Here is a 12,647-nt window from a genome sequence, read left to right as displayed (position 1 = left end):
CACCGGATTCACGCTCGCTCAGTCAGCGGTGGCCGGTTCCCGGCCCTCGGTCGCCGCCACGAGCGCGGCGAGCGAGGAACGGGCGCCCTGGAGGTCGTGGATCTGCTCGTCGATCGCGTCGAGCCGGGCGACCAGCATCGGGCTGAGGCAGGGCTCGATCTCCGCCTCGCTGCCGCAGACGCAGTCGAGGACCTCGGCGATGACCCGGGTCGGCAGTCCGGCACCGAGCAGGGCCCTGATCCGGCGCACGACGGCGGGGGCGCCGGGGCCGTACACCCGCTGCCCGCCGGGGGTGCGCTCCGAGGCGAGAAGGCCCTGCTCCTCGTAGTAGCGGAGCAGCCGGACGCTCACCGCGGTCTCGCGCGCCAACTCACCGATCTTCATATGACCCCCCTCACATCCGCCCGTGCGTGCTTGAACCTCACATCCGTGTGAGCTCCTACGGTCCGAGCATGACGAACGACACGAACTCCTCGGACACGACGATATTCCAGCTCGGCGGCGACCTCCCGGTCCGCCGGGTCGGATACGGCACGATGCGACTCGCCGACGGCCCCGGCGACCCGGCGGGACCGGAGGCCCGCATCTGGACGGCCCCGGCCGACCGGGCGGCGGCGGTCGCGCTGCTGCGGACGGCCGCCGAGGCGGGCGTCACCCTCTTCGACACGGCCGACGCGTACGCCCTCGGGGCCGGGGAGGAGCTGCTCGCCGAGGCCCTGCATCCCTACGGCGACGGAGTCGCGGTGGCCACCAAGGTCGGCGTGGTCCGGCCCTCCCCCACCGAGTGGGTGCCGCTCGGCCACCCCGCCTATCTGCGCCAGCAGGCCGAGCTGAGCCTGCGCCGGCTGCGCACCGAGCGGATCGACCTGCTCCATCTGCACCGTCTCGACGAGAACGTCCCGGTCGCCGAGCAGATCGGCGCCCTGCGGCAGCTCCAGGAGGAGGGCAAGGTCCGGCACATCGGCCTGTCGGAGGTGACGGTCGCCCAGCTGACGGAGGCCGAGGCGGTCGCGCCGATCGCGGCCGTGCAGAACCTCTACAACCTGGCGAACCGCGACCACGAGGCCGTCGTCGAGCACACCGCCGGGCGCGGGATCGCGTTCGTCCCCTTCTTCCCCGTCGCCATGGGCGGACACGCGGGCCCTGAGGGACCGGTCGCCCGGGTCGCCCGGGAGATCGGCGCCACCCCTGCGCAGACGGCCCTGGCCTGGCTGCTGCACCGGGCTCCGCACATCCTCCCGATCCCGGGTACGACCTCGGCCGCGCATCTCGTGGAGAACCTGGGCGCGCTCGACGTCACCCTCACCGAGGAGCAGTTCGCGCGGCTCGACGAGGAGGTGGGGGAAGCCGCCTCATGACCGGACGATGCCCTGGCGTCGCGCCGCCTCCAGCCAGACCGGGAACTCGGAGACGAGCCTGTCGTACAGCTCCGCGTCCGGAACCCTGCTCGGGTCCTGACCCGCGTGGAAGAACCCGGAGTTGTCGACGGGCCGCCTCGCCGGCACGGCCGGCTCGTCGAGCCGGCGCAGGAACTCGAACTGCCGGCTGTCCGGGTCGCCGAACCCGACGAACTGACGGCGCCGCTGGAGTAGTACGGCTTCATCGACCCGGAGTAGTCGACGACGAGGTGGACGGCGACGCGCTGCCCGTCGAGTCCGTGCCGTCGCAGCGACTCGCCCGCCTGCCGGTAGAGACCGACCAGCGCGGGCGCGGTCTCCTCGACCTTCCGCAGACTCAGTGCCATGGGTTCCCTCCCTCGGGGAGCTCCGTCCGCTCCACCTGCCCGATGTCCGCGAGCATGGCGTCGGCCAGGTCCCGCTCGGCGGTGTAGTACCGCTCGGCCCAGGTGAGGGTCAGCCGGGGGTACGCCCAGGCCTCGTCGGCCGCCGCGTCCGCCACGTCGGCCTCGGCGCGCAGCCGCATGGTCTCGGAGTGGTCCCGGTGCGCGGTGAGGACCTCCCGCATCCGCTCGGGTTCGAGGAGGTGGCCGAGCCAGAGCCGCAGCATCGGCCCGTGCTTGAGGACCGGCGGGTCGAGCGGCGCGGTGCGGGCCCAGGCCCTGACGGCGGCGAGGCCCTCGTCGGTGATCCGGTAGACGCGCTTGTCGCGCGGGCCGGCCTCCGGGGCGACCAGGCGCGAGGCGGCGTATCCGGCCTTCTCCAGGCGCTTGAGCTCGCTGTAGATCTGGCTGAAGGACGGGCTCCAGTAGAAGAGCCCCAGGGACCGGTCGGACCACTTCTTGAGGTCGTAGCCGGACAACTCCCGCCCGAAGGAGAGCAGTCCGAGCACGGCCCAGCTGGTCGCCGGCAGCGCCGGCACGGTCTCTTCGTCCGCCACGGGCCGCAGTCTACGGCCCTTCCCTCCTTCACCTATGCCTGCTAGAAGTATTTCGATTAGGCATATACGCCGTATCCTCTCCGGGAGGAGCGCCCCGTGAAGTTCTCCATGATCTTCGAAGCACAGCTCGTCGACCCGACCCCCGCCCGCGAACACCGCGTCATCCACGACTGCGTCGAACAGGCCGTCCTCGCCGAGGAGATGGGCTTCGACCGGATCTGGGCGGTCGAACACCACTCCCTCACCCGGTACGCCCACATGAGCGCGTCCGAGATCTTCCTGACCTGGGTCGCCGCCCGCACCCGCACCATCCGCGTCGGCCACGGCGTGGTCACCATGCCCTTCGGCTACCAGCACCCCGTCCGGGTCGCCGAACGCGCCGCCATGCTCGACGTGCTCTCCGGCGGCCGGGTCGACATCGGCGCCGGACGGGGCGCGACCCGCCAGGAGATGCGGATGTTCGGGGTGCGCCCCGAGGACACCGCACCGCAGACGGAGGAGGCCCTGCGGATCCTCGCCGCCGCGTGGCGCGAACCGGAGTTCGAGTGGCACGGCACGCTGGACATCGGCCCCGGCGCGATCCTGCCCCGCCCGGTCCAGCATCCGCACCCACCGCTCTTCATGGCCTGCTCGCAGCACGCGTCGCTCCGGCAGGCGGCCGAACTCGGCATCGGGGCACTGGTGATGGGGTTCGCGGGCGCCGAGGACGTCCGCGCGATGCGCGCGGTGTACGACGGGGCGCTCGCCGACCGGGACGGGTCGCGGTTCGTCTCCACCGAGGTCAACGACCACTTCTCCGCCCTGTGCCCGACCGTCGTCCTGGACGACGCCGACCGCGCGCTCCGGCTCGGCACCCGGGGCCAGCGCTTCTTCGCCGAATCGATCGCCCACTGGTACGGCGGCGCGCCCGCGCCCACCGGCTACGCGGAGGACGAGGACCACGCCGGCGCCCTCGCCCGCGAACGGGACGAGCTGATCGCCCGGCTGCACGAGGCGAACGTCCCCGCCCGGCCGGTCGACACCGGCACCTACAACACCGACCACGCCTACGGGGACGCCGCCACGGCGATCGCGTACGTCGAACGGCTCCGGGAGATCGGCGTCGACGAGGTCATGTGCCTGATCCAGATGGGAACCGTGCCGCAGGAGGCCTGCCTGGAGACCATCCGCCAGTGGGGCACGAAGGTCATCCCGCACGTCCGGGCCCTGGACGCCGCCGCGTGAGCGCCCTGGACGGCAAGGTCGTGGTCGTGACGGGCGCGGCCCGGGGCCAGGGCGCCGCCGAGGCCCGGCTCCTGGTGGCGGCCGGGGCGCGGGTGGTCCTCACCGACGTACGGGAGGAGGAGGGCCGGTCGGTGGCGGCGGACCTCGGCGGGGCGGCGGTCTTCGTCCGCCACGACGTGACGTCGGCGGACGACTGGCGGACGGTGACGGACGCGGCGGTCGCCGCGTTCGGCGGGATCGACGGTCTCGTCAACAACGCGGCCCTCTGGCGGACGGCCCCGGTCGGGTCGGAGACGTACGAGAACTTCGAACTCCTCCTCCGGGTCAACCTGTTGGGTCCGTTCCTCGGCATCCAGGCCGTGCTGCCCGCGCTCCGCGGGGCGGGCGGCGGCTCGATCGTGAACGTGTCGTCCACGGCCGGCCGCGTGGGCGTGCCGGGCCATGCGGCGTACGGGGCGGGCAAGTTCGGCCTGCGCGGCCTCAGCCGCTCGGCGGCCCGCGACCTCGCGCCGTACGGCGTCCGGGTCAACTCGGTCCACCCCGGCGCCGTCGACACCCCCATGACGACGGCGGTCGCGGACAGGGACTGGTCGCACGTCCCGCTCGGCCGGATGGGCCGTCCGGAGGAGGTCGGGGAGCTGGTCGCGTTCCTGCTCTCGGAGGCGTCGTCGTACGTGACGGGCGCCGAGTTCACGATCGACGGAGGCCTCACCGCATGACGACGACCGACGCACGGCCCGCCGACCCCCTCACCCCGGCCGCCCGCGCGCTCTGCGACGCGATGTCGGCGGCCTTCCCGCACCCCGAGGCGGGCGTGGCGGCGCTGCGGGCGGCGGCAAGGGCACACCTCGGCGACGTCCCGCCGACCCCGACCGTCTCGGCGAACGGCGTTCCCGTACGGCTCTACGAGGGGCGGGAGGAGCTCGTCGTCGTCTTCGCCCACGGCGGTGGCTGGGTCCTGTGCGACCTGGACACCCATGACCGCACGTGCCGCGCGCTCGCCGCCCGTACCGGCGCCACCGTCGTCTCCGTCGACTACCGGCGGGCGCCGGAGCACCGCTTCCCGGCGGCCGAGGACGACGTGTGCACGGCCCTGGGGTGGGCGGCCGGCCGGTACCCGGGTCGCGCGCTGGTCCTGGCGGGCGACAGCAGCGGCGGGAACCTGGCAGCGGCGGCGGCCCTCCGCGCCCGCGACGGTGGCGGCCCTCCGCTGGTGGGCCAACTCCTCGTCCACCCGGCCCTGGACCACCGCCTGGAGGGCCGGTCGGCCCACGACTTCGCGGAGGGCCACTTCCACACGACGGCGCACATGCGCTGGTACTGGCAGCAGTACACGGGCCCCGGGGGCGACCCGGCCGCCGCCTCCCCGGGCCTGACGCCCGACGTCTCGCGCCTCCCCCCGACCCTGCTCGTCCTCGCCGACTGCGACCCCCTCCGCGACGAGGGCCTCGCCTACGCACGCCGCCTCTCCGCCGCGGGCGTCCGGGCCGAAGTCCACCTGCACACGGGGATGTTCCACGGCTTCCTCGGCGGAGCGGGGGTGCTGCCCGAGGCGGACGCGGCGCTGGACGGGGCGGCGTCCTGGCTAAGGGCCCTCCGCCCGTGAGAGCCCTCCTGCGATGCGAGGGCAGTCCACCGGGGCGGGCCGCGTCGGGGCCGTCTCGGCCGGCCGTCCCCGCAGGTGTCCGGACGCGCGACAGCGCCCGCCCAGTCGTCCGGTCGGGGACATTCGGGGGGCGCCGCGCTCAGTTCCGTACGTCGTTGTACGGGACGTTCTCGGGGGTGATCCGGTCGGATCAGACCATCAGCGAGCGGTCCGTCGGGCGGATCGGGGCCGGCAGGGAGCTGGCGCCGGTCAGGTAGCGGTCCACGCCCCGGGCTGCCGAGCGGCCCTCGGCGATGGCCCAGACGATGAGCGACTGACCGCGACCGGCGTCGCCGGCGACGTACACGCCATCGACGTTGGTGGCGAAGTCCGCGTCTCGGGCGACATTACCCCGCTCGTCGAGGTCCAGACCGAACTGGGCGACCAGGCCGTTCTCCACGTCCGTGCCGGTGAAGCCCATCGCGAGCGTGACCAGCTGGGCGGGGATCTTCCGCTCCGTGCCCGGCTTCTGGGTCAGCCTGCCCTCGACGAACTCGACCTCGACGAGGTGGAGGAACTGGACGTTGCCGTCCTCGTCGCCCTCGAAGTGGGTGGTGGAGACGGAGTAGACCCGCTCGCCGCCCTCCTCGTGCGCGGAGGTGACCTTGTACAGCATGGGGAAGGTCGGCCAGGGCTGGCCCGGGTTCCGCTCCTCGCCCGGTCGGGGCATGATCTCCAGCTGCGTGACCGAGGCCGCGCCCTGGCGGTGGGCCGTACCGACGCAGTCGGCGCCGGTGTCGCCGCCGCCGATGACGACGACGTGCTTGCCCTCGGCGGTGATCGGCGGGGCGACGAAGTCACCCTCGACGACCTTGTTCGCCAGCGGCAGGTACTCCATCGCCTGGTGGATGCCGTTCAGCTCACGGCCCGGGACGGGCAGGTCGCGGGCGGTGGTGGCGCCGGCGGCGATGACCACGGCGTCGAACCGCTTGCGCAGGTCCGTCGCCGTCATGTCGCGGCCGATCTCGATGCCGGTGCGGAACTTGGTGCCCTCCGCGCGCATCTGCTCGATGCGGCGGTTGATGTGCCGCTTCTCCATCTTGAACTCGGGGATGCCGTAGCGCAGCAGGCCGCCGATGCGGTCGGCACGCTCGTACACGACCACGGTGTGGCCGGCCCGGGTCAGCTGCTGGGCGGCGGCGAGACCCGCCGGGCCCGAGCCGATGACGGCGGCGGTCTTGCCGGACAGGCGCTCGGGCACCTGCGGCTTGACGTCGTTCGCGTCCCAGGCCTTGTCGATGATGGAGACTTCGACGTTCTTGATGGTGACGGCCGGCTGATTGATGCCGAGCACACACGCGGACTCGCACGGCGCCGGGCAGAGGCGGCCGGTGAACTCCGGGAAGTTGTTGGTGGCGTGCAGGCGCTCCTGCGCCGCCGACCAGTCCTCGCGGTAGGCGTAGTCGTTCCACTCGGGGATCAGGTTCCCGAGCGGGCAGCCGTTGTGGCAGAACGGGATGCCGCAGTCCATGCAGCGGCCGGCCTGCTTGCTGATGATCGGCAGCAGGGAGCCGGGGACGTAGACCTCGTTCCAGTCCCGGACGCGCTCGGCCACGGGGCGGGTCTCGGCGACCTCGCGACCGGTGGTCAGGAAGCCCTTGGGGTCAGCCATGGGTCGCCGCCTCCATCATCTTCTCGGTGGTCTCGGCCTCGGAGAGACCGGCGAGCTCAGCGGCGTCCTTGGCGGCGAGCACTGCCTTGTACGTGGTGGGGATGATCTTGCTGAACCGGTTCGCGTGCGCGTCCCAGTCGGCGAGGAGCTTCTCGGCGACCGTGGAGCCGGTCTCCTCGTGGTGGCGGCGCACGACATCGTGCAGCCACGCCTTGTCGGCGTCCGACGGGGCCTCGATCGCGCCCAGGTTGCCGGAGTTGACGTTGTCCCGGTCGAGGTCGACGACGTAGGCGACACCGCCCGACATGCCGGCCGCGAAGTTGCGTCCGGTCTCGCCGAGGACGACCGCCGTACCACCGGTCATGTACTCGCAGCCGTGGTCGCCCACGCCCTCCGAGACGACCAGGGCGCCGGAGTTGCGGACGCAGAAGCGCTCGCCGGTGCGGCCGCGGAGGAACAGTTCGCCGCCGGTCGCGCCGTACCCGATCGTGTTGCCCGCGATCGTGGAGTACTCGGCGAGGTGGTCGGCGCCCCGGTCGGGGCGGACGATCACGCGGCCGCCGGAGAGGCCCTTGCCGACGTAGTCGTTGGCGTCGCCCTCCAGGCGGAGGGTGACACCGCTCGGCAGGAAGGCGCCGAACGACTGGCCCGCGGAGCCGGTGAAGGTGATGTCGATGGTGTCGGCCGGGAGGCCGGCGCCACCGAACCGCTTCGTCACCTGGTGGCCGAGCATGGTGCCGACCGTGCGGTTGATGTTGCGGATGGCGACCTGGGCGCGGACCGGCTGGGCCTCCTCGGCGGAGGCGGCGTTCAGCGCCTCGGCGGCGAGCTGGATCAGCTCGTTGTCGAGGGCCTTCTCCAGACCGTGGTCCTGCTCGATCAGGGCGTGGCGGACCGCGCCCTCGGGCAGCTCCGGCACGTAGAAGAGCGGCTCCAGGTCGAGACCCTGCGCCTTCCAGTGGGTCACGGCGCGGCTGGTGTCGAGCAGCTCGGCGTGGCCGACGGCCTCTTCGATGGTGCGGAAGCCCAGCTCGGCGAGGAGCTCGCGGACCTCCTCGGCGATGAACTCGAAGAAGTTGACGACGAACTCGGGCTTGCCGGAGAAGCGGTCGCGGAGGACCGGGTTCTGGGTGGCGATGCCGACCGGGCAGGTGTCCAGGTGGCAGACGCGCATCATGACGCAGCCGGAGACGACGAGCGGCGCGGTCGCGAAACCGAACTCCTCGGCGCCGAGCAGCGCGGCGATGACGACGTCGCGGCCGGTCTTGAGCTGCCCGTCGGTCTGGACGACGATCCGGTCGCGCAGGCCGTTGAGCAGCAGCGTCTGCTGGGTCTCGGCGAGGCCGAGCTCCCAGGGGCCGCCCGCGTGCTTGAGCGAGGTGAGCGGCGAGGCGCCCGTACCGCCGTCGTGGCCGGAGATGAGGACGACGTCCGCGTGGGCCTTGGAGACACCGGCGGCGACCGTGCCGACGCCGACCTCGGAGACCAGCTTCACGTGGATGCGGGCGACCGGGTTGGCGTTCTTGAGGTCGTGGATCAGCTGAGCCAGGTCCTCGATGGAGTAGATGTCGTGGTGCGGCGGCGGCGAGATGAGGCCGACGCCGGGCGTCGAGTGACGCGTCTTGGCGACCCACGGGTAGACCTTGTGGCCGGGCAGCTGGCCGCCCTCGCCGGGCTTGGCGCCCTGGGCCATCTTGATCTGGATGTCGTCGGCGTTGACCAGGTACTCGCTGGTGACGCCGAAGCGGCCGGAGGCGACCTGCTTGATCGCGGAGCGGCGGGCCGGGTCGTAGAGGCGGTCCGGGTCCTCGCCGCCCTCACCGGTGTTGGACTTGGCGCCCAGCTGGTTCATGGCGACGGCGAGGGTCTCGTGCGCCTCGCGGGAGATGGAGCCGTACGACATGGCGCCGGTGGAGAAGCGCTTGACGATCTCGGCGACCGGCTCGACCTCGTCGATCGGGATCGCGGGGCGGTCGGAGGTGAAGCCGAAGAGGCCGCGGAGCGTCATGAGGCGCTCGGACTGCTCGTTCACCCGGTCCGTGTACTGCTTGAAGATGTCGTACCGCTTGGTGCGCGTGGCGTGCTGCAGGCGGAAGACGGTCTCCGGGTCGAACAGGTGCGGCTCGCCCTCGCGGCGCCACTGGTACTCGCCGCCGATGTCCAGGAGGCGGTGCGCCGAGGGGACGCCGGAGACGGGGTACGCCTTGGCGTGGCGGGCGGCGACCTCCTTGGCGACGACGTCGAGGCCGGCGCCGCCGATCTTGGTGGCCGTGCCGTTGAAGTACGTGGCGACGAAGGTCTCGTCGAGGCCGACGGCCTCGAAGACCTGGGCACCGCGGTAGGAGGCGACGGTGGAGATGCCCATCTTGGACATCACCTTGAGGACGCCCTTGCCGAGCGCGTAGATCAGGTTCCGGATGGCCTGCTCGGGCTCGATGCCCTCGATGAAGGTGCCGGCGCGGACCAGGTCCTCTACGGACTCCATGGCGAGGTACGGGTTGACCGCCGCGGCGCCGTAGCCGATCAGCAGGGCGACGTGGTGGACCTCGCGGACGTCACCGGCCTCGACGAGCAGACCCACCTTGGTGCGCTGCTTGGTGCGGATGAGGTGGTGGTGGACGGCCGCGGTGAGCAGCAGCGAGGGGATCGGCGCGTGCTCGGCGTCGGAGTGCCGGTCGGAGAGCACGATGAGGCGGGCGCCGCCCTCGATGGCGGTGTCGGCCTCGGCGCAGATGGCGTCGAGGCGGGCGGCGAGGGCGTCGCCGCCGCCGGAGACCCGGTAGAGGCCGGAGAGGGTCGCGGCCTTCATGCCGGGCATGTCGCCGTCGGCGTTGATGTGGATGAGCTTGGCCAGCTCGTCGTTGTCGATCACCGGGAACGGCAGGGTGACGCTGCGACACGTCGAGGAGGTGGGCTCGAGCAGGTTGCTGCCGGGGCCGAGCGAGGACCGCAGCGAGGTCACGAGCTCTTCGCGGATGGCGTCGAGCGGCGGGTTGGTGACCTGCGCGAACAGCTGGGTGAAGTAGTCGAAGAGGAGCCGCGGGCGGGCGGACAGGGCCGCGATCGGCGAGTCCGTGCCCATGGAGCCGAGGGGCTCGCCCGCGGTGCGGGCCATCGGCGCGAGGATGACGCGGAGCTCTTCCTCGGTGTAGCCGAAGGTCTGCTGGCGGCGGGTGACCGAGGCGTGGGTGTGCACGATGTGCTCGCGCTCGGGGAGGTCGGAGAGCTCGATCTCGCCGGTCTCCAGCCACTCCTCGTAGGGGTGCTCGGCGGCGAGGGCGGCCTTGATCTCGTCGTCCTCGACGATGCGGTGCTCGGCGGTGTCGACCAGGAACATCCTGCCGGGCTGGAGGCGGCCCTTGCGGACGACCTTGGCGGGGTCGATGTCGAGGACGCCGACCTCGGACGAGAGGACGACGAGGCCCTCGTCGGTGACCCAGTAGCGGCCGGGGCGCAGTCCGTTGCGGTCGAGGACCGCGCCGACCTGGACGCCGTCGGTGAAGGTGACACAGGCCGGGCCGTCCCAGGGCTCCATCATCGTGGAGTGGTACTGGTAGAAGGCGCGGCGGGCCGGGTCCATCGTCTCGTGGTTCTCCCACGCCTCCGGGACCATCATCAGGACCGCGTGGGGCAGGGATCGGCCGCCGAGGTGGAGCAGCTCGAGGACCTCGTCGAAGGAGGCCGAGTCGGAGGCGTCCGGGGTGCAGATCGGGAAGATCCGGTCCAGCGAGCCCTCGCCGAAGACGGTGGAGTCGAGCTGGGCCTCGCGGGCGGTCATCCAGTTCCGGTTGCCCTTGACGGTGTTGATCTCACCGTTGTGGGCGACGAAGCGGTACGGGTGGGCCAGGGGCCAGCTCGGGAAGGTGTTGGTGGAGAACCGGGAGTGGACCAGGGCCACGGCGGTGGCGCAGCGGCGGTCCGACAGGTCCGGGAAGAAGGGCTCCAGCTGGCCGGTGGTCAGCATGCCCTTGTAGACGATGGTGCGGGCGGAGAGCGACGGGAAGTACGTCGCGGCCTCGCGCTCGGCGCGCTTGCGCAGGACGAAGGCCTTGCGGTCGAGCGCGATGCCGGTGTTCTCGCCGTCGGCGACGAAGAGCTGGCGGAAGACCGGCATGGTGGAGCGGGCGGAGGCGCCGAGCAGCTCGGGGGCGACGGGGACCTCACGCCAGCCGAGGACGTTCAGGCCTTCTTCGGCGGCGATCGCCTCGATCTTCGCGGCGGTCTCGTCGGTGCCCTCCTCGGGGAGGAAGGCGATGCCGACGGCGTACGCGCCGGTCTCGGGGAGCTCGAATCCGGCGACCTCGCGGAGGAAGGCGTCCGGGACCTGGAGCAGGATGCCGGCGCCGTCACCGGAGTCGGGCTCGGAGCCGGTGGCGCCGCGGTGCTCGAGGTTGCGCAGTACGGTCAGCGCCTGCTCGACCAGCGCGTGGCTGGCTACACCGGTGAGGGTGGCCACGAACCCGACACCGCAGGCGTCGTGTTCGTTACGGGGGTCGTACATCCCCTGCGGAGCAGGGCGACCGTCCATGGGCGACCAGGCGTCGGAACGCATCGGCTCTCCCGTCGTCGTCGTGGCTGGGGGCACCTCCCAGACCACGTCTGGGGGAGCTCTGCTGCCGAGGGACGACGTTGGCCCTCCGCGAAATTTCGTGCAGGTTACATGATGGCTGGTTTCTCGCTAAGTGGATAGCGCATTCCAACATGCGGACACCACCGATACGGAGCGGTGGTGTGGGTTCACCTGTGGTTTGCGGGGTCAGAGGCCTGCCTCGCGGGGACGGATCGGGGTGATCCGGAGGATCTCCGGGTCGTCGGCGACCCGTCACTGTGTGGGCTTCGTTGCCCAGCGACGCTCAGGCCTCATTCCCGTTGGTCACGGGTTCGAAACCGCCGAGTAACCGGCTACATATGTGGCGTCATGCATAGTGTCTCATCGCTGCGGCGGATCGGGCCAGGGATATACGTCACAGCCGACATGAGGCTTACGTCCCGAAAAGGCGCCCCGAAAAGACCGAGAGGCCCCTTTGGGGAGCCTCTCGGTCTTCTGTGGGGGTACGGATTCCGTACCCGGTCTTCGGCCCTCGCGGGCGGGCTACAGGGCGGCCCCGAAGAGCATGCCGAGCCCGTACGTGACGGCCGCGGCGGCGCCGCCCAGGACGAGCTGGCGCATACCGCTGAAGAGCCAGCCGCGCGCGGTCACCCGGGCCACGAGCGCGCCGCAGGCGAAGAGCCCGACGAGCGCGAGCAGCACGGCCGGCCAGAGCGCGGTCGCCCCGAGCAGGAACGGCAGTACGGGGAGGAGCGCGCCGAGCGCGAAGGAGCCGAAGGACGAGACCGCGGCGACCATCGGCGACGGGAGGTCGTCGGGGTCGATGCCGAGCTCCTCGCGGGCGTGGATCTCCAGCGCCTGCTCGGGGTCCTTCGACAGCTGCATCGCGACCTCGCGGGCCAGCGCGGGCTCGACGCCCCGGGAGACGTAGAGCGCGGCGAGCTCCTCCATCTCGTCGACGGGGTGCTTGCGCAACTGGCGGCGCTCGACGTCCAGTTCCGCCTGGACGAGTTCGCGCTGCGAGGCGACGGAGGTGTACTCGCCGGCCGCCATGGAGAAGGCGCCGGCCGCGAGCCCGGCGAGACCGGTGATGACGACGGTCTGGGTGGAGACCGCACCGCCGGCGACACCGGTCATCAGGGCGAGGTTGGAGACGAGTCCGTCCATCGCGCCGAACACCGCCGGGCGCAGCCAACCGCCGTTCACGTCACGGTGCGTGTGGTTGTCGCGGTGGGCCTCGTGCAGTGGCGCCTGAGCTTCGATGATGGACATGGCTCTCC

At 71.9% G+C, this 12,647-nt stretch carries 9 protein-coding genes and 1 pseudogene; 4 read left to right on the top strand and 6 right to left on the bottom strand.

What is annotated here, in order from left to right; translation table 11 throughout:
• Positions 1-18: 18 nt before the first annotated feature.
• Entirely contained in the window at positions 19-384 is a 366-nt protein-coding gene (locus tag ACIP84_RS17865) for a MerR family transcriptional regulator (protein ID WP_355956520.1), read from the bottom strand.
• A gap of 68 nt (positions 385-452) precedes the next feature.
• On the opposite strand from ACIP84_RS17865, the gene ACIP84_RS17860 reads away from it, so the two are divergent.
• Entirely contained in the window at positions 453-1,358 is a 906-nt protein-coding gene (locus ACIP84_RS17860; protein ID WP_355956522.1) for an aldo/keto reductase, read from the top strand.
• Here the strand turns inward: ACIP84_RS17860 and ACIP84_RS17855 are convergent.
• Positions 1,353-1,744: pseudogene (locus ACIP84_RS17855) on the bottom strand (VWA domain-containing protein). The gene ACIP84_RS17860 and the pseudogene ACIP84_RS17855 overlap by 6 nt on opposite strands.
• Positions 1,735-2,337, bottom strand: a complete 603-nt coding sequence (locus ACIP84_RS17850) for a PadR family transcriptional regulator (protein WP_401798550.1) — start codon at positions 2,335-2,337, stop codon at positions 1,735-1,737. The pseudogene ACIP84_RS17855 and the gene ACIP84_RS17850 overlap by 10 nt, the downstream one beginning before the upstream one ends.
• Positions 2,338-2,433: 96 nt before the next feature.
• On the opposite strand from ACIP84_RS17850, the gene ACIP84_RS17845 reads away from it, so the two are divergent.
• Genes ACIP84_RS17845 through ACIP84_RS17835 form a run of 3 tightly spaced genes read left to right on the top strand, consistent with a single transcriptional unit; the run spans position 2,434 to position 5,167 of the window.
• Positions 2,434-3,561, top strand: coding sequence for an LLM class flavin-dependent oxidoreductase (locus ACIP84_RS17845; RefSeq protein ID WP_355956526.1), 1,128 nt, complete (start codon positions 2,434-2,436; stop codon positions 3,559-3,561).
• A complete protein-coding gene (locus ACIP84_RS17840; RefSeq protein WP_355956528.1) occupies positions 3,558-4,280 on the top strand; it encodes a glucose 1-dehydrogenase in 723 nt (240 codons plus the stop codon). Before ACIP84_RS17845 ends, ACIP84_RS17840 begins: the two co-directional genes overlap by 4 nt.
• Positions 4,277-5,167 carry an alpha/beta hydrolase gene (locus tag ACIP84_RS17835; protein WP_401798548.1) on the top strand — a complete coding sequence of 297 codons (891 nt, stop codon included), beginning with the start codon at positions 4,277-4,279 and terminating at the stop codon, positions 5,165-5,167. Before ACIP84_RS17840 ends, ACIP84_RS17835 begins: the two co-directional genes overlap by 4 nt.
• 190 nt (positions 5,168-5,357) lie before the next feature.
• On the opposite strand, the gene ACIP84_RS17830 is transcribed toward ACIP84_RS17835, so the two are convergent.
• The 3 genes from ACIP84_RS17830 to ACIP84_RS17820 all read right to left on the bottom strand — a co-directional run bounded on the left by ACIP84_RS17830 (position 5,358) and on the right by ACIP84_RS17820 (position 12,639).
• Positions 5,358-6,818 carry a glutamate synthase subunit beta gene (locus tag ACIP84_RS17830; protein WP_401798546.1) on the bottom strand — a complete coding sequence of 487 codons (1,461 nt, stop codon included), beginning with the start codon at positions 6,816-6,818 and terminating at the stop codon, positions 5,358-5,360.
• The gene (gene gltB / locus ACIP84_RS17825; protein WP_401798545.1) at positions 6,811-11,370 is read right to left on the bottom strand and encodes a glutamate synthase large subunit; all 4,560 of its coding nucleotides are present in this window, start codon (positions 11,368-11,370) and stop codon (positions 6,811-6,813) included. Before gltB ends, ACIP84_RS17830 begins: the two co-directional genes overlap by 8 nt.
• A gap of 540 nt (positions 11,371-11,910) precedes the next feature.
• Positions 11,911-12,639, bottom strand: coding sequence for a VIT1/CCC1 transporter family protein (locus ACIP84_RS17820; RefSeq protein WP_319308638.1), 729 nt, complete (start codon positions 12,637-12,639; stop codon positions 11,911-11,913).
• Positions 12,640-12,647 lie beyond the last annotated feature (8 nt).

Origin of the sequence: Streptomyces sp. NPDC088707 (assembly GCF_044752725.1) — a bacterium.
GTDB lineage: Bacteria > Actinomycetota > Actinomycetes > Streptomycetales > Streptomycetaceae > Streptomyces.
This window is presented reverse-complemented; position numbering and strand designations above follow the sequence as displayed.